Origin of the sequence: Sphingobium sp. WTD-1 (assembly GCF_030128825.1) — a bacterium.
Taxonomy (GTDB): domain Bacteria; phylum Pseudomonadota; class Alphaproteobacteria; order Sphingomonadales; family Sphingomonadaceae; genus Sphingobium.
Genome location: NZ_CP119127.1, coordinates 550,561 through 568,185, shown reverse-complemented (window position 1 = coordinate 568,185; position 17,625 = coordinate 550,561). Strand labels below are relative to the sequence as shown.

Below are 17,625 nucleotides of genomic sequence, written 5' to 3'. Positions count from 1 at the left end.
TGGTGATCGCATAGCGGAGAGAAGCGGGCTGCATGTCCTCATGCAAGGGTAGCAGACCCATCGAGGGGCCTTGTCAGGCGGCGATGGTCAGCGGGGTGTCGACATGCTGTCCGGTCTGGATCACCTCATCAGTATGAACCTTGAACGAGGCCAGTCGCATCGGACCGAACGCCGTGGTCAAAGCGGTATCGGCTGCGTCGCGTCCGCACGCCATCAGGATGCGCCCTATGCGAGGGACATGATGCCGCGCATCGAAACTGTGCCACTCACCACCCAGATACACTTCGAACCAGGCGTGGAAATCCATTGGGACATCAACCGGATCGACGCCGATATCGCCAAGATATCCGCTGCAATATCGTGCCGGAATGTTCATGCACCGGCATAGGGCCACTGCAAGATGGGCAAAGTCCCGGCATACGCCAACCCGCTCATTATATGCCTCCCAAGCGGTCCTGGTGCATCGCGCATATTGATATCCGTAGGTCAGATGCTGGTGCACGAAATCGACAATGGACTGCACACGCTGCCACCCGGGCGCGATATGGCCGAAATGATACCAGGCTTTCTGGCAGAGGAGATCGGTCTCGCAATAGCGGCTGCCCATGAGATAGATGAGGACGTCCGAGGGCAAATCCCGAACTTCATGCTGGACTGCCGATGGACTTTGGCGATCGTGCAGGCCGCTATCGGCAATCGTGAAGTCACATGACAGGGTGGTGCGACCTGCCGGCAGGGTCATGCGTGTGCAGATATTGCCAAAGCTGTCACGGTAATCATGGGTCGGGATCGGCGCGCCTGTCCTGATCCTGTGGGGGGTGCGAAGATCGGGAAACCTGGACGGTCGGATCGTGAGGAGGGAAATTAACGGCGTAGGAGCACCGGTTTCCAAGACCAGTTCATAGCCAGCACGAATGAGCATAACTGCCTTTCCAATTCGAGGCGCGATCTAGGCATGAAAATTAATAATTCATTCGATGGTTTATTCGTCCAGACATCATCAGACGAATGTTGAACCTTCATTATTTGATCAACAGATATTCTCTTCAATTATCTTTGCAATAATTGGTGTCAGGGTAAGGAATTGACGACTGACGCTTTCGTTCTTCGCCGATGCATATCTCTCCCAACAGTCGGGACAGTTCATTCACCGAATAGGGTTTGTGCAAAAGTGGAAAGCCATGGCGGCTATCATCAGCCAGGACATGGCTATAGCCACTGGTGAGCACCACGGGAATTTCCGGCCAGCGCGCCCGGATCTGGCGCCCAAGCTCCAGACCATCGATCCCGGGCATGACGACATCTGAAAAAACGATATCGATATTGGCGTGCGACCGCTCAAGCACCGCGATCGCCTCAGGAGCATTGGCCGCACGCCATGTCTTGTAACCAAGATCTTCGAGGAGCTGCGAAGCGAAGTCTCCGACCGGCTCATTATCCTCGACGATCAGAATATTCGCATGCTGGATGGCGCAACGTCCTGACGGCGTGACATCCTCCAGGTAATGTGGCGCGGCAGCCCGCGGCAGATAGAGGCTGAACGTCGTCCCGATACCCAGCCGACTTGCAACGTCGATCTCGCCACCGGACTGTTTGATAAAGCCATAGACCTGGCTCAGTCCCAAACCCGTACCCTTGCCCACTTCCTTGGTCGTGAAGAATGGCTCGAATATATGTTCTATCTGCCCTTCGCTCATGCCCGTGCCCTCATCCGTCACGGAAATCCTGACGAAATCGCCCCTGGCAGCCGCGAGGCCGCCGCGGGCCGGGATTGATCCTGCCGCTTCAACCGAAAGGGTAATCCGTCCCTCTCCGTTCATCGCGTCCCGTGCGTTCACCGCCACGTTGATCAACGCGGTTTCGAACTGGCTCGCATCGACTTCGACAAAACAGGAGGTGCAGATCGGGTCGACAACAAGGGCAATGCGCGAACCCACGACCGTTCGAAGCATATCCGCAACGGCTTCAACCTTGCGCGCGGCATTGAACGTCTCTGGTCGAAGGGCCTGGCGGCGCGCAAAAGCGAGAAGCTGGCTCGTCAGTTTCGCAGCACGGTCCGCGGTCTCCGAGATGGCATCTATATATTTCTTCTGCTTTTCGCGCGGCAGCTCGCGGCTCGCGAGAAGGTCGGCCGACCCACGGATGATGGTGAGAAGATTGTTGAAATCGTGCGCAACACCGCCTGTCAGTTGCCCGATCGCTTCCATCTTCTGAAGTTGCCGAAGCTGATCCTGAGCCGAGGACAGTTCGCGCGAACGCTCCTCGACACGCGCCTCCAGCGTGTCATTGAGCAGGCGCAGCTGTTCTTCCGCGATGGTCCGCTCCAGAAGGTCTGCGGCCTGCCGGGCGAGGATATCGAGCAGACGCAGGTCCCGCTCGGAAGGATGATGCGGACGATCCCAATGGGTGGAGATCATGCCGAGCAAGCGGCCGGTGCGCGAAAGCAGCGGCGTGGTCTGAGCCGAGCGGATGCCCGCGGCGCGAAACGCATCGAGGTCGGCAGTCCCGGCGATATCGGCCCATTTCTCGAAATCAGGAACAATGGCGCGCTGACCCATTTTCAGGGCTAGCGTGCAACTGCTGTAGGCTGCTGGACTGACCCCCTGCCAGAACCCGACCGCTTCGGCCGGCAGACCTCTGTGCGCCAGCAACTGGAGTTGTCCCCCATGTCCCGAAGGGTCATCGGCGGGGCAAAGGAGTTGCATCGTCCCGAACTGGGAGCCGGTGATGGCAACAGCGGCCTCCACGATCTTGCCATAGAGTTCGAACCGATCATTCTCGGCGATGAGCGTAACGCTGATCGCGTGAAGCAACTCGATATCGGATGGCTCCCTGGCCGGGCCCTGAACTTGCGACCCACGCGGCAATATCTGCGGCCCTCGATAAGTGACAGTCATTATGGCTCCCATGCCGCCATCATCGGCCGCGCTTCACGCCAAAAGAGGCATATGCACGAAAAGTTCCGGCGAGTTCTGGCCGCAGATATCACGCGCGCCAGTGCCGCGCGGTCATTGTGGAAGATTCATATTGATCCAGATTGGTCCTGGGCATCTTCTCGCCTCCCGCCGGAACCCAGCCTCCTGCTTCCGGTTAGAGTTCTGTCTGCTGCGACAATCGCAGCCTATCATGCGCGTCAGGGAGAGTTGATATGGCCGCTTCGGGTCCCAAGAGTGATGCTGCTCTGGAAAATGGTCTTGCCGATCACCAGCCCGGAGCTGGAAGTCCCGATTATGAGACGATGGTCGGAGAAGGCGGAGAGACGCAGCAGAGGTTGCAGGATGAGCGCTCCGGTGATGCCCTGACAGACAATTTCGGGCATCGGATCGCAGACAATCAGAATAGTCTGAAGGCGGGCGCTCGCGGTCCCACGCTGCTGGAAGATTTCGTCCTGCGCGAGAAAATCTTCCATTTTGACCATGAACGCATCCCTGAACGGATCGTCCATGCGCGCGGCTCTGGCGCCCATGGGATTTTCGAGTGCACCAAGGCCATTCCCGATGTGACCAAAGCGAGCATTTTCCAGAAGAAGGGTGCGAGCTGCCCTGTGTTCGTTCGTTTCTCCACTGTGGCCGGTGGCGCGGGTTCCGTTGATACACCGCGCGATGTGCGCGGCTTTGCTGTGAAATTCTACACGGAAGCCGGCAACTGGGATCTGGTCGGCAACAACATCCCGGTATTCTTCATTCAGGATGCGATGAAATTTCCTGATCTGATCCATTCGGTGAAAATGGAAGCGGATCGGGGCTATCCCCAGGCTGCGAGCGCCCATGACACGTTCTGGGATTTTGTATCGCTCATGCCCGAGAGCATGCACATGATCATGTGGGCCATGTCCGATCGGGCCATTCCTCGATCGTTGCGGATGATGGAAGGATTTGGCGTCCACAGCTTCCGCTTCATCAATCAAGATGGCGACGGCAAGTTCGTCAAGTTCCACTGGAAGCCGGTTCTGGGTGTTGCGTCCCAGGTCTGGGACGAGGCTGTGAAGACGGCAGGCGCCGACCCCGATTTCCATCGCCGCGATCTGTACGAAGCCGTTGCCAGCGGCGATTATCCCGCCTGGGATCTGGGCGTGCAGATTTTCGATGAGGCTTGGGCGGCAGAGCAGCCCTATGATGTGCTGGACGCAACCAAGCTGATCCCGGAAGAGGATATTCCTGTCGAGATCATCGGGCGCCTCACGCTCAATCGCAATGTCGACAATTTCTTTGCCGAGACAGAGCAGGTTGCCTTCCTGCCCAGCAACGTCATTCCAGGCATCGACTTCTCGAATGACCCCCTGCTCCAGGGGCGGCTTTTCTCTTATCTCGATACGCAAAAGTCGCGTTTGGGAACGACCAACTTCCATCAGATCCCGATCAATGCGCCCAAATGCCCCTTCCACAATATGCAGCGCGATGGGTTGATGCAGACGCTGGTCCCCAAGGGACGCGCCAATTATGAGCCGAACAGCCTGAACGAGGCGGGCGAGGATAGTGGTCCGCGCGTTGCGCTCGAAACCGGGTTCACATCCTTTAGCGATAATGGCGAACGCAACGACCCCGCTGACAAGATACGGATACGTGCCGAAACATTTGCCGATCATTATAGTCAGGCGCGGATGTTCTATCTGTCGCAGACCCAGAATGAGCAGGCGCACATCGCATCGGCCATTGTCTTCGAGTTGTCGAAGGTGGCGATGCCCCATGTGCGGCTTCGGGTTCTCTCGCGTCTGCGCAACATTGACGAGGATCTGGCGCAACGAGTCGCCGACGGGCTGTCGATCGCTCTGCCTGAAAAGGCGCCAGCAGCCCAAGACCTTGTGGAGATGCCCGTCTCCGACGCTCTTTCCATCCAGAAGAATGCCAAGGATGGCTTTGCCGGCCGCAAGGTCGGAATTCTGTTTGCCGAAGGCTCCGACAAGGCGATGGTGGAGAAGCTCAAGACGGGCGTGGAGAAAGCAGGCGGCAGCGTCTTTCTGGTTGCGCCCAAAATTGGTCCCCTCAAGGTCAAGGGCGGAACGCTCGAAGCGGACGGCAAGCTCGATGGCTCGCCCTCCGTGCTGTTCGATGCGATTGCCTCCGTGCTGATGCCGCAAAGCGCGGAAATATTGTCGAAGCAAGGCGCTGCGGTCCAATGGTTCATGGACGCCTATGGCCACTGCAAGACCATCGCCCATTGCCCCGGCACGCAGATCATCCTCGACAAGGCGGGGGTGGAAAAGGACGACGGCGTCATTCCAAACGAGATGCTGCTCGACAAGGGCCCCAAGCGGCACTGGGCGCGAGAGCCGAAAATCCGCGATCTCGCCTGAGATCAGCTACTAAGTCCGTATGCGCGCCATTAGTGCGCATGCGGACAATTCTGTGCTGAGCTGTCCGGGACGACAGATTCATTTCGTTGGCACATCCAAAGAAGCTGGCGCCGACATGAGGTCGTTGCGCGGCGCCAACATCTTAGCAGTCCTGACGAACGCGTCAGGACGAGGAGGACCAGATGATTCAGCCCGAAGACGAAGCATGGATGCGCGAGGCTATCGCGATTGCGCGTTCAAAAGGGTCTGATCCTTCGACCTCCCCTTTGGGCTGCGTGATCGTGCTGGATGGGAGGATGATCGCCGGCGAACGCAATCAGACTCAGGAGTTACCCGACGCGACAGCCCATGCAGAAATGATGGCGATCAGGCGCGGTTGCGAGAATAGCGGTGACATGGAGCTGCGCGGCGCGACGCTTTATTCGACGCTTCAGCCATGTGGAATGTGCACGATGGCATCGATCTGGGCAAAGGTCGGAAGGGTCGTGTATGGCGCCGGAAGGCATGATGTTCATCAGATGTATTTCGAGGCAAGACATGTCGACACGCTGGATTTCGTAGCAGAAGCCTATCGCGATGATATCTCGATAGAGGGGGGATGCCTGCGCGCGGAATGCGCTGAACTTTACTACCCGCCTGACGCAGATCTTTCGGAGGAGGAACAGGCCAACCTGTAACATCATCATTTTCTGCCCAGATGGCGGCATGGCTCAATCGTGTCGGCTTGTTTCGCCGATAAGCCAAGGGTATCGCGGAGCCGATGAAAGGGCCGGGCGTTGTGCGTGCGGATCAACTTATGGAGTTCTGATGCGCGCAATCCTCCCAGAGCAGCTGGCAACCTATTTTGACAGCTCGCCTGTGGCTTTGTCGCTCGGCCGCGCAGAGGGCGATCATGAGCTGCTGCTGACGAATGAGGGCTTCAGGAACCTGACCGGCTATGCGACGAGCGAGATCGTCTGCCGCAATTGCAGGTTCTTGCAGGGACGCAGCCGTAATGAAGAGGCCCGCGCGCAAATACGGTCTTTCCTCCAGGACGATGGGCAGGCGAACGTGCGGACGTCCATCGTCAATTTCCGGAAGGACGGGCGCCCCTTCGTCAATCTTCTCTACATGACGAAACTTCGCGCTCAGTCGGGCCAGGTGCGTTATATTTTTGCGTCTCAATTCGATGTCAGTCGCACCCAGCCGGATCGACTGGCGGACTATGATCTCAACCTTGAGCGTACGCTTGACCGATTGAGTCCGGTCCTCGAAGAAAGCGGGATCGTGGTTGAAGGTTCGCTGATGACAATCGCGAATACGGTGGCCACCATAGCGCAGGCCAAGCTCATATTGTCCGATCTGGACAATGGCGATTTCCTTTGAGCGGTGAGACAGCTAGCCTCAGCCGGTTACCGATCGTGGGCATCGGCGCTTCGGCGGGTGGACTTGAGGCCCTGCGAGAAATGCTGGCCTCAGCCCGTGGCCAGACCGGCATGTCCTTCGTCATCGTTCAGCATCTTGATCCCAATCATGAGAGCATGCTGGCGCAATTGCTGGACCGCCACACGCCCCTGGAAGTTCTCCAGTGCGAGGGTGGTGAGCAGATAGAGGCGGACAAGGTTTACATCATCCCTCCCGGTCGCGGACTGGTCATACGCGAGGGCATGTTGGAACTGACCGACTTCGCGCAGCCCCGCGGTCTTCGCAGACCCATAGATGATTTCTTCATCTCCCTCGCGTCGGACAAGCAGGCGGACGCCGCCTGCGTCATACTTTCAGGCACCGGGGCTGACGGGACCATGGGCTTGCGTGCCGTGAAGGAAAATGGCGGGCTGTGTGTCGTGCAGGATCCTGAAACGGCCAAATATGATGGCATGCCGCTGTCCGCTGTGGGAACCGGACTGGTCGATTTCGTCAAACGTCCCAGCGAGATTATCCAGTGCCTGGAAGGATTTTTCCAGCACCGCGCCACGGCCGAAACACCCGAGCGGGAAGCTGCTCTGGTCGCCGATCATGTCGATGATCTGTGCAAGACCCTGCGGACTGCCGTGGGCCATGATTTTTCGGGTTACAAGCGCACGACCTTTATCAGGAGGGTCGAACGGCGCATGCATGTGCTGGGGATCACGTCAGGCCACAGCTATCTTTCGCGGATAAAAAGCGACAGGGACGAATGCGAGGCGCTGTTCCGTGATCTCCTGATCAACGTCACCCGATTCTTCCGGGACGCAGATCTGTTCGAGCGTCTGAGGATCACGGTCATCGAGCCGCTGGTCGATCAGGCCGATGGCGAGGAAATCAGGGTATGGGTGCCAGGCTGCTCCTCTGGCGAGGAAGCCTACAGCATTGCGATGCTCTTCGCCGAAGCTGCGCGGAAGCGAAATATTCTGCCGGCATCCGTGCAGATTTTCGCTACGGATATTGATGAGCAGATGCTGCAGATTGCGCGCGAAGGAGTATATCCTGCGTCTGCGCTTGCAGATATTCCGCTGACGCTGCGCGAGCAATATGCGATCCCTCACGCAGAAAGATTCACGATCGTTCCCCAATTGCGGGACATGATCCGCTTCTCTAGTCATAGCCTGGTCAAGGATCCGCCCTTCTCGCGCATCGATCTGGTCTCCTGTCGCAATCTTCTCATCTATTTCGATGATCGGCTGCAGCAGACGGTCATGCCGATCCTGCATTATGCTGTTCGGCCAAATGGATATCTGTTTCTTGGACCGTCCGAAAGTGTCGGGAGATTCGAGCATCTCTTCCCCGCGATCGATCAACAGGCGCGCCTTTTCCAACGCGCGCCTGGGCCACCCAATTATCCGATCGATCTGCCGGGTGGCGGCAGGCTTCGCGATCAACCCGCAACAGGTTCCGGCAACAGGCCGTCGGGTCGGTCGGCAAGCGATGAGACCATGGCGGTCCGTCGCCTCGTCGAGCGTTATACGCCCGCTAGTCTCGTGCTAGATCAGGATGGCGCCATAATCTCTGCCTATGGTCGGCTCGGCCGCTATTTTGATTTTCCGGTCACACGGACGGGAGGCTCGAGCGCGATTGGTCTCGCCCGCGCTGGGCTTCGCAACGTTCTTGGGCCGCTACTGCGCGAGGCGCGCGACAGTCGAAAGCGGGTCGTTGCGCGTGATGTGCAGGTCATGTCCGAATATGGCCTGCAGCAGATCGATGTCATCTGCGATCCACTGACTGATGGCACGCTGCTTTTCGTTTTCCGCGACACGGCGCCTTTCCGCCCAGCGCTTGATCAGGATGTCGGCGAACTGGACGCAAGCGATGATCATCTCGACGCATTGGAGGACGAGCTTCGTGTCACGCGGCACCGCCTGCGTACCGCTGTCGAAGAATTGGAGACGGCGAATGAGGAACTGAAAAGCTCCAACGAAGAAATGATGTCGATGAATGAGGAGCTTCAGTCCACCAACGAGGAGCTCACGACCGTAAATGATGAGCTGAAATCAAAAGTTGACCAGCTGACTGTTGCAAATTCCGACCTTCGAAATTTTTTCGAGTCGACCGATCTGGCAGTGATTGTGCTCGATGGAAAACTTCAGATCAGGAGCTACACCGAAGCTGCGACGGCCCTTTTTCCGCTTCAGCCCAGCGACCGCGGACGACCATTGGAGGATGTCACGTCACGCCTTGCAGGGACGCTCTATCTTGATGATGCACGGTCCGTGTCAGAGGGGCATCCTGTGATCCAGCGGCGTGTCACGACCCGCGATGGCGCGAGAACCCTTTCGCTTCGAACATTGCCTTACAGAACCCAGAGCGGATCGACGGACGGCGCGACGCTCGTCCTTACGGACATTACTGACGCATTGTCTCTCGAGCGCGATCTTGCGGCCGAACGTGAGCGCCTTGGTATGGCCATTCGGGCCGGCGGCGTTGCAACATGGGAATATAATGTCGACACGGGCGAGGCGATCATCGACGACCATGGGCGTTCCATCCTGGGAATATCGCCCGACATCGCTTCAACCGATGGTGACCGGCGCCTGGCGCGACTGCATCCCGACGACCGTGAAGCTTTCGATGCAGCGTTGGCGGAAGTTATCGCGCAAGGGGGCGATTTCGAAGCGAGCTATCGCGTCGTCGAGAACGGCCAAACGCGTCGCATCAAGAGTTTCGGCAGGATCGTGAGCGATGGCTCAGTCCGCCATCTGGTCGGCGTCTCTATCGATGTAACGTCGGAATATATGCTCGCTGAGACGCGTGAACTGATGCTGCGCGAAATGAATCATCGCGTGAAGAATCTTTTCGCGATCGTGGGGGGAATGGTTTCCGCTGGCGCGCGGATTCATGATGATGTGCGCGCTTACGCCGCCGATCTGAGGGAGCGTATTGCAGCCCTGGGACGTGCGCATTCCCTTGCTTCGCCAACTGGCGAAGTCCAGGCCATCAATCTGGAAGAGTTGGTTCGGACAACCATCGAACCCTATCGGGATCATGCAGCAATCTCGATCAGTGGACCTGAAATCCTCATCGCGCGTTCCTGCCTCTCGTCCCTGGCGTTGATGCTGCATGAATGGGCGACCAATTCGGTCAAATATGGGGCTCTGGGCGCCTCCGATGGGAGATTGAACATCGTTTGGAAACTTGACCATGACCTCCAGTTGACGTGGGGCGAAACACGCAGGGACGGACTGAGCGAGGATGGCGATGTTGGGAGCGGATTTGGCACTCTGCTGGTCCAGACATCATCCCGACAATTGGGCGGCCATGTGGAAAGAGAAATTCGCGACGACATGTTCACGATAAGCCTTACCCTGCCGGACAAGGTTCTGGCCGATGCCTAAGACAATCATGCTGGTTGAAGACGAGCTCCTGGTTGCCTTCGATGTACAGGACATCATTGAAGCTCAGGGCTTTTCGGTCGACGGCCCCTACATCTCTGTCAAGGACGCTGTCGCGGCTGTGACTGCCCAACTGCCGTCCTGCGCTGTGCTCGACGTGCGTTTGCAGGATGGGGAGGTTTTGCCTGCGGCTGATTTGCTCGAAAAGGCGGGCGTTCCGATCATATTCCATTCCGGGCATGCCGACGCATCGGATCTCAAACGGCGCTATTCCAAGGCTGCGGTGTGCGAGAAGCCCTGTTCGCCTGCAGCCCTGAGAGATACGATACTCGAGCTGCTCGCCGAATGAGCCCAATCTTTGCGTAGCGCTCCGACACTATTTCCGCGCAGCACCTGACCGCGCGCCTCAGGCCTTCGCAAGATGTCCATGAAGGCGGAGATTTTCAGGCGTCGTCGGGGATGGTCGGATTATTCGTTCCTGGTGCGCCGGGCATCAAGGCTCCGTCAGCATTCCGATCCTCCTGAGGTCCCGTGCGCTCGACCTGGGCGCGGTCGGCGGGCTGCCCCTCCTGCTCTTTCTGGCCGTGGATCGGATGGTCTTTGGGCTGCTGCTCCTGCGTGCGCCGCTCATCATTCGCGTGGTGACCATTGCCTTGCATAGTCGTGGCCTGCGGCTGCGCGGATGCCGCGATAGCCAGGACGAATATCCACATGATGCTTCCTCTCACTTCTCCATAGTCGCTCTAATCTCCGGTGGAGCGCTGTGGTTCCGGATTTTCTAGTCTTGCAGCCCCCAAACGGGGATCATGAGGAAGCGGCGCGCGCTTTCTATGGCTCGAATTTGTGCAGCCGTCGCGAAGCGCCCCGCGCGAAATCGGCAAGCAAATCGGCCTCTGCAACCACTGCCCCATGCGCTCGTTTAGCGGCAGCAATTCATGTTGGAACGGGAGCTTTCATGGCCGGACGCACGCTGCTTCAGTTTTTCCACTGGTACTATCCGGATGGAGGCCAGCTCTGGGGCGAGGTCGCTCAAAAAGCGGAGGATCTCAAGGAGTTGGGTGTGACGGACGTCTGGCTACCCCCGGCCTATAAAGGGGCTGCAGGCGGCTATTCCGTAGGCTATGACAGCTATGATCTTTTTGATCTGGGCGAATTCGATCAAAAAGGATCCATCGCCACCAAATATGGTGATCGAACTGCGCTGGAACGGGCGACGCATGCACTGCACGACGCTGGCCTTGGCGTCATTCATGACGTTGTCTTCAATCATAAAATGGGCGCGGACGAGATGGAAACGGTCCATGTTCGCAGGGCCAATCCCGATAATCGGGACGAAGTGGAAGACGAAGCATTCCAGGCTCGCGCCTGGACCCGCTACGTCTTTCCTGGACGCCAGGGACGCTATTCAGAGTTTGTCTGGGACGCCAGATGCTTCACCGGCGTCGACCATATCGAAGAACCGGACGAAGATGGCGTGTTCCGGCTCGTCAATGAATATGGTGATGGGGAATGGAATATCGAGGTCGATGACGAAAAGGGCAATTTTGACTATCTGATGGGATCAGACGTCGAGTTTCGGAACCGGGCGGTCTATGAAGAGCTCAAATATTGGGGCAGATGGCTGTCTGAGCAACTGCCTTGCGACGGATTCCGTCTCGATGCAGCCAAGCATATCCCTGCATGGTTTTTCCGCGACTGGGTAGGGCACATGCGCGAAAGCGTCGGCGACGCGCTGTTTGTTGTCGCCGAATATTGGCATCCCGACATGACGGTCCTGCAAGCATATCTGGACATGGTCGATCGCCAACTCATGCTTTTCGATGTCGGCCTTCTCCATCGTTTTCACGATGCGGCCCGAGCCGGCGGCGATTTTGACCTGCGAACGATCTTCGATGGTTCGCTGCTGCATGCCGCCCCGGATCATGCGGTAACGATCGTCGGCAATCACGACACCCAACCGCTCCAGGCTCTTGAAGCACCCGTGGAGGATTGGTTCAAACCCCTGGCCTATGCCTTGATCCTGATCCGCGAACAGGGCACCCCGTGCATCTTCTATCCCGATCTCTTGGGCGCACGATATGCCGATCAAGGCGGCGATGGTCAGGCGCATGAGATCGTCATCGAGCCGGTGGCATGTCTGCCCCAGTTGCTCAGAGCACGGCAACTCTATGCCCATGGTCCGCAAAGTGATCTGTTTGATGATCCACATTGTGTCGGTGTCATACGCCATGGCACCCAGGATCAGCCAGGATGTGTCCTGCTTGTGTCAAATGCCGAAGAGGCGAGCAAATCGGTCCAGCTCGGACCGGAGCATGCAGGCGCATCTTTCCATGATTTTCTGGGCCATCATGATGAAGAGATAATCGCTGATGAAAACGGAAGCATCATCCTTAACCCGTCTTATTCACCGACGGGGGCCTGAAGGGTTGGCGGGAGTGGCATAAGCCTCTGATCTGAATTAGGAACTGGGTGTCTACGCCGGCCCTGCTGCAGGGCAGAAAATGCCACAGGCCACACCCGCCATGAAAGACGATATCGCAACTTCATTCCGATTCCCAGCGGTCGGCGGGAAGAAGATCACAGCCGCGTTTGACGGTGGCCGACTGACCTCGGACGGCGGCGTTCTGCTGCTTGCGCAGGCCGAGCGCGCGATGGGGCTCTGCCGGCGGCTTGCGGGTTGCATTGCCGATCCGCGTGACCCGACGCGGGTGATCCATCGCCTCGATGACATCCTACGTGCCCGGGTGTTCGCGATCGCGTGCGGCTATGAAGATGCCGATGATCTCGACGCCCTGCGCGACGATCCGGGCTTCCGCCTGGCGCTGGGCAAGTTGCCGGGATCGGGCGCGGGGCTTGCCAGCCAACCGACGATGAGCCGCTGGGAGAATGCTCCGACCACGCGTGAGCTGGCCAGGATGATGGCCGAGATGATCGGCGTCTACTGCGCCAGCTATCCGGCTCCACCAGTGGCGGTGACGCTGGACATCGATGACACCTGCGATGTCGTGCACGGCTATCAGCAGTTGTCCTTCTGGAACGGGCATCACGGTGAGCGCTGCTTCCTGCCGATCCATGTGTACGACACCGCGACCGGTCGTCCGGTCGCGATGCTGCTGCGCACCGGTAAGACGCCGTCAGGCGCCGAAGCTGCCGGCCACATCCGGCGCCTGGTGCGTCATATCCGCCGGTACTGGCCAGAAACGCACATCACCTTCCGCGGCGACGGGCATTATGGCCGCCCCGAAGTCATGGCCTTCTGCGAGGCCCACCGCGTCGATTACGTGTTCGGCTTGCCGACCAATGCCGCGCTACGTGCTGATCCGGTCATCGTTGCCATCGCAGACGCCTGCGCGGTCAAGCGGGCCACGGCCCAGTATCCGGTCCTGCGCAACTATGCCGAGACGCACTACGGCGCAAAGAGCTGGAACTGCCAGCGCCGCGTCGTCGCCCGGATCGAGGCCAGCACGCTGGGCATGGATATCCGCTACGTCGTCACCTCGCTGACCGAAGGCTCGGCCGAGCATATCTACGACACGCTTTACTGCGCGCGCGGCCAAGCCGAAAACCTGATCAAGCGCCACAAGGCTCAACTCGCCAGCGATCGCACCTCGTGCCGCTCAGCCAATGCCAATCAAATGCGCCTCATCCTACACACCGCCGCCTACTGGCTGTTGTGGCGCGTCCAGCAGGCGATCCCCAAGACCACCGCGCTGGCCACGGCCGAGTTCGCAACGCTACGCTTGCGGCTGCTCAAGGTGGCTGCCCGCGTCATCGAAACCTCCTCGCGTATCCGTCTCGCCTTCGCGTCAGCCTGCCCGGAGGCCGACGTGTTCAAAGCAATCGCCACCAGTCTCCGGCCAGCACCGACATAGCCAGTGCGGCAGTGCCGCCGAAAGCCCGAGCCCTCGTCCATCAACCTCGAAAAGCCCTTTGCTCCTGCTGCGGTGAAAAACGCCGGCGCTGGCGCTCGCCCAGATCACGCGGCAACCGACCCACCAAACCCGAAATACCCCAGTGCAGCGGGCTCATGAATAAGCCGGGTTAAGGTGCCCGGCGGCTCGATCAGTCTTTGGGTTCGCACATAACGCAATTTGCGGAATTTGCCTCCACGGCCTTCGGCTCTTGTGGCAGCCTATTTCTCTCAATTCAGGACAAGGTGCATCTTGAACGAACCGAGAGGCTGGCGGCGCCGGTTCAGGATTGGCGCGACGGCGGTCAGCTTAACTCTGGCGAGTCGTCGTAGACGAAAAAGCGCGTTCTGCATCGCCCGGCCAAGTGAATGCAGCCCTTCAGGCAACGAGACGGGTCATAGCCTCAAGCGGCTCTCCAGCCGACTGTCGATCTTCAATGGCATCGATGACAGAAAACAGGTTTATCACATTCTCATCGGCTTCGAATTCCGATCGGGACTGGGCCAATTGGCCATCGTTGATCAAAGCTTCGAGCGCCGTGCGAGCACGAGCAACGCGGCTTTTGACAGTACCGATCGCAGTGCCCATGATGGTCGCGGCTTCCTCGTAGGAAAAGCCACCCGCCCCGACCAATATGAGTGCCTCACGTTGAGGAACGGGAATCTGCGCAAGAGCGCGCACGACATCGGATAGCTCGACAATCTTCAACTGTTCCGCGGGCGCGGCAAGTAGTCTGTCTGCGACAAGATCGTCCCACGCCCCGACAAATTTGCTGCGCCGGCTGAGGCTGAAATAGTGATTGCGCAGGATAGTGGTAAGCGCTGTTCTGCCCCCACCTTGCGCGTTTGAAGCGTAGCGCCGAGTTTCCGCGCCCTGATTGGGCTGGAGTGCGCTGCTACTATGATAATCTCGGGTGATGATCCTGTGAGCAAGGGCGCGCAGCGGTTCGAGGTGTTTACGGGCGCGGGCAAGCGGCGAGAGTGGCCGCCCGAAGTGAAGGCCTCGATTGTTGCAGAGTGCTATTCGGGCCGGGACGGGGTCAGTGCCGTGGCTCGCCGGCATGGGCTCGATCCCTCTCAGGTTTACGCGTGGCGGCGGGATTTGCGCAAGCAGCTCGAGGCCAAGGGGGGGATCCTGCCTTCGGAAGAGCCGGAAGCGGTCGCGTTCGTGCCTGCCGTAATCGAGCCCAGCGCGGTGTCCGGTCCTGCTCCCACGCGTCCCCGCCGTCGACGTTGCGCAGCAGCTGCAGCTGTCGAGCTGGAGATCGACGGTGTGGCAGTGAAGATCGGCCGCAGTGCCGACGTCGGTGTGATTGCCGCGGTGATCGAAGCGCTCAAGGCGACGCGATGATAGGACCTGGGGCTGGCGCGCGCGTGATGGTCGCGACGCGCCCGGTGGATTTTCGCAAGGGACCTGACGCCCTGGCCGCGCTGGTCGGAGCCGAGTACGGCGGCGATCCCTATTCGGGCGTGATCTACGTGTTCCGGGCGAAGCGTTCGGACCGGATCAAGCTGGTCTGGTGGGACGGCACGGGCCTGTGTCTGATGGCCAAGAAGCTCGAGACCGGTGGCTTCAAGTGGCCGGGCATCCAGGACGGCGTGATGCGCCTGACCTCGGCGCAACTCGGTGCCCTTCTGGAGGGTCTGGACTGGCGCAGAGTGCACGGTGGACGCCGTCCCATTGTCCCGCAGATTGCCGGTTGACGGGGCCTTCGCCTACTGATTCACTGCCTGCCATGCTCATGGAAGCGGACCTCCCCGACGACGTTGAAGCGCTGCGTGCGCTCGTCCTCGAACAGGCCCGCGAGCTCGACACGCTCAAGGTTTTCCAGGCTGATGTGGAACGCCTGAAGGCGATCATCGAGGCTCTGCAGCGCCACCGTTTTGGACGCCGGTCAGAGCAGTTCGATCCTGATCAGTTCGAGCTTGCGCTGGAAGAAGTCGAGACGGCGTTGGCTGAAGCCGAGCATGCCAGGGACAAGGCAAGCCGGACTCCCGCCGAGCGCCCCCGCAAGAGCAACCGCGGTTCGCTCCCTGCCCATCTCGAACGGATCGAGCAGGTCGTCGATGTCGAGGACAAGGCCTGTCCGTGCTGCGGCGGCGCGCTCCACCAGATCGGCGAGGATGTAGCCGAACGCCTCGACGTCGTGCCCACGACCTTCCGTGTCCTCGTCACCCGCCGCCCGCGCTACGGTTGCCGCTCGTGCGAGAGCGCCATTGTGCAGGCCCCGGCACCGGCGCGGATCGTCGAGGGCGGCATTCCCACCGAAGCGCTGATCGCCCAGGTGCTGGTCGCCAAGTACGCCGATCATCTACCGCTGTACCGCCAGGCGCAGATCTACGCCCGGCAAGGCATCCAGCTTGATCGATCCACCCTGGCAGACTGGGTCGGACGGGCAGCTTGGTATCTGCGCCCCTTGCGCGATCACATCCTTGAGCGATTGCGACGATCAGAACGACTATTTGCGGACGAGACTACGGCGCCGGTGCTCGATCCGGGGCGTGGGCGAACCAAGACCGGCCAGCTATGGGCCTATGCCCGCGATGACCGACCTTGGGGCGGCGATGATCCGCCGATGGTCGCCTATGTCTATGCAGCCGATCGCAAGGGCGAACGGGCAGAAGCGCATCTCGGTGATTTTGCAGGTATCCTGCAGGTCGATGGCTATGGCGGCTATGCCGCGCTCGCCAGGCGCCGCCAGCAGATCAGCCTCGCTTTTTGCTGGGCACACGTCCGGCGCAAGTTCTACGAGCTGGCCGACAACTCGCCGGTGGCAACGGAAGTGCTGCGTCGCGTCGCCTTGCTCTATGCCATCGAAGATGAGGCGCGAGGATTATCGGCGGAGCAACGCCGGGCTGTTCGCCATGACCGCAGCCGCATCATCGTCGATGATCTTCGCCAGTATCTCGAGGCCCGCATCCGCCAGGTCAGCGCCAAGAGCAAGCTCGGCGAAGCGATCCGCTACGCGCTCACCCGCTGGGATGGGCTGTCACGCTTCCTCGAGGATGGCCGCATCGACCTCGACAGCAACACCGTCGAACGCTCTATCCGGCCCCTCGCGCTGAACCGCAAGAATGCCCTGTTCGCCGGTTCCGACGAAGGCGGCGACAACTGGGCGGTGATCGCCACGCTCATCGAAAACTGCAAGCTCTCCGGCATCAACCCGCACATCTGGCTGACCGATACGCTGAACAGCCTGGCCAACGGTCATCCTGCGAACGGCGTCGCCGAACTCATGCCTTGGACCACCGTGGGCTGAGAACACCGCTTACGGATAGTGAACGTCCAGGCACGAAAATTGGTGCCGGGTATGAACCGCCCCCGAGCGCTCCAGGATTTCAGCATCGTTTCCTGAACCAGGTCGTCGGCAAGATCGCGATCGCCACACAGACTGCGGGCAAAAGCTCTGAGTTGCGGCAGGACCAGCGTGAGTTCCCGCTTGAAAGCTGCGTCAGTCAGCTTGTGCGGAGTCTCGGCGATTTGCGTTGCCGTCATAAGGGCCCTTCGTGACGATGATGTAGCGCTGTGTCTGATAACGGGGTGGTTGACGATCTGTTCCACTTGGGTCGGCAGGGCGAAGACCTGTCCGCCTCTGCGCCAGCCGCCTGTCGGCCATGGCAAAGCCGGTGCGAGGCGC

At 59.5% G+C, this 17,625-nt stretch carries 13 protein-coding genes and 2 pseudogenes; 10 read left to right on the top strand and 5 right to left on the bottom strand.

The window, feature by feature from the left end:
* Positions 1 to 73: 73 nt before the first annotated feature.
* Together N6H05_RS02970 and N6H05_RS02965 are read right to left on the bottom strand one after the other, a co-directional pair.
* A complete protein-coding gene (locus tag N6H05_RS02970; RefSeq protein WP_037509486.1) occupies positions 74 to 922 on the bottom strand; it encodes a transglutaminase-like domain-containing protein in 849 nt (282 codons plus the stop codon).
* A gap of 124 nt (positions 923 to 1,046) precedes the next feature.
* Positions 1,047 to 2,897, bottom strand: a complete 1,851-nt coding sequence (locus N6H05_RS02965; RefSeq protein WP_284112638.1) for an ATP-binding protein — start codon at positions 2,895 to 2,897, stop codon at positions 1,047 to 1,049.
* A 251-nt stretch (positions 2,898 to 3,148) separates the two neighbouring features.
* Between N6H05_RS02965 and N6H05_RS02960 the strand changes: the two genes are divergently transcribed.
* From N6H05_RS02960 to N6H05_RS02940, 5 genes are all read left to right on the top strand, one after another.
* Positions 3,149 to 5,293: a catalase gene (locus N6H05_RS02960; protein ID WP_284112637.1), complete on the top strand. Its 2,145-nt coding sequence runs from the start codon at positions 3,149 to 3,151 to the stop codon at positions 5,291 to 5,293.
* A gap of 182 nt (positions 5,294 to 5,475) precedes the next feature.
* On the top strand, positions 5,476 to 5,970 hold the full coding sequence (locus N6H05_RS02955; protein WP_004209576.1) for a nucleoside deaminase: 495 nt from the start codon (positions 5,476 to 5,478) through the stop codon (positions 5,968 to 5,970).
* Between the two features lie 130 nt (positions 5,971 to 6,100).
* Entirely contained in the window at positions 6,101 to 6,658 is a 558-nt protein-coding gene (locus N6H05_RS02950; protein ID WP_284112636.1) for a PAS domain-containing protein, read from the top strand.
* Complete coding sequence (locus N6H05_RS02945) at positions 6,655 to 10,080, top strand: chemotaxis protein CheB (RefSeq protein WP_284112635.1); 3,426 nt, start codon at positions 6,655 to 6,657, stop codon at positions 10,078 to 10,080. The genes N6H05_RS02950 and N6H05_RS02945 overlap by 4 nt, the downstream gene beginning before the upstream one ends.
* Positions 10,073 to 10,426, top strand: coding sequence for a response regulator (locus tag N6H05_RS02940; RefSeq protein WP_284112634.1), 354 nt, complete (start codon positions 10,073 to 10,075; stop codon positions 10,424 to 10,426). The genes N6H05_RS02945 and N6H05_RS02940 overlap by 8 nt, the downstream gene beginning before the upstream one ends.
* Positions 10,427 to 10,520: 94 nt before the next feature.
* Here the strand turns inward: N6H05_RS02940 and N6H05_RS02935 are convergent, their stop codons facing one another.
* Positions 10,521 to 10,790, bottom strand: coding sequence for a hypothetical protein (locus N6H05_RS02935; RefSeq protein ID WP_284112633.1), 270 nt, complete (start codon positions 10,788 to 10,790; stop codon positions 10,521 to 10,523).
* A 242-nt stretch (positions 10,791 to 11,032) separates the two neighbouring features.
* Here N6H05_RS02935 and amyA point away from each other — a divergent pair, with 242 nt between their 5' ends.
* Both amyA and N6H05_RS02925 read left to right on the top strand, forming a co-directional pair.
* A complete protein-coding gene (gene amyA, locus N6H05_RS02930; RefSeq protein ID WP_284112632.1) occupies positions 11,033 to 12,499 on the top strand; it encodes an alpha-amylase in 1,467 nt (488 codons plus the stop codon).
* Positions 12,500 to 12,599: 100 nt separating this feature from the next.
* Complete coding sequence (locus tag N6H05_RS02925) at positions 12,600 to 13,949, top strand: IS1380 family transposase (protein WP_502958942.1); 1,350 nt, start codon at positions 12,600 to 12,602, stop codon at positions 13,947 to 13,949.
* 417 nt (positions 13,950 to 14,366) lie between these two features.
* Here the strand turns inward: N6H05_RS02925 and N6H05_RS02920 are convergent.
* Positions 14,367 to 14,798 (bottom strand): annotated as a pseudogene (locus tag N6H05_RS02920) (sigma factor-like helix-turn-helix DNA-binding protein); the annotation flags it as partial.
* Positions 14,799 to 14,888: 90 nt separating this feature from the next.
* Between N6H05_RS02920 and tnpA the strand changes: the two are divergent.
* The 3 genes from tnpA to tnpC are packed head-to-tail and all read left to right on the top strand — an operon-like array spanning position 14,889 to position 17,247.
* Positions 14,889 to 15,338: an IS66-like element accessory protein TnpA gene (tnpA, locus tag N6H05_RS02915; protein ID WP_284110925.1), complete on the top strand. Its 450-nt coding sequence runs from the start codon at positions 14,889 to 14,891 to the stop codon at positions 15,336 to 15,338.
* A gap of 26 nt (positions 15,339 to 15,364) precedes the next feature.
* Positions 15,365 to 15,691, top strand: a complete 327-nt coding sequence (gene tnpB / locus N6H05_RS02910) for an IS66 family insertion sequence element accessory protein TnpB (protein ID WP_206434212.1) — start codon at positions 15,365 to 15,367, stop codon at positions 15,689 to 15,691.
* A gap of 32 nt (positions 15,692 to 15,723) precedes the next feature.
* Positions 15,724 to 17,247, top strand: a complete 1,524-nt coding sequence (gene tnpC / locus N6H05_RS02905; RefSeq protein ID WP_004209593.1) for an IS66 family transposase — start codon at positions 15,724 to 15,726, stop codon at positions 17,245 to 17,247.
* A gap of 14 nt (positions 17,248 to 17,261) precedes the next feature.
* Here tnpC and N6H05_RS02900 read toward each other — a convergent pair.
* Positions 17,262 to 17,483 (bottom strand): annotated as a pseudogene (locus tag N6H05_RS02900) (sigma factor); the annotation flags it as partial.
* Positions 17,484 to 17,625: the final 142 nt, after the last annotated feature.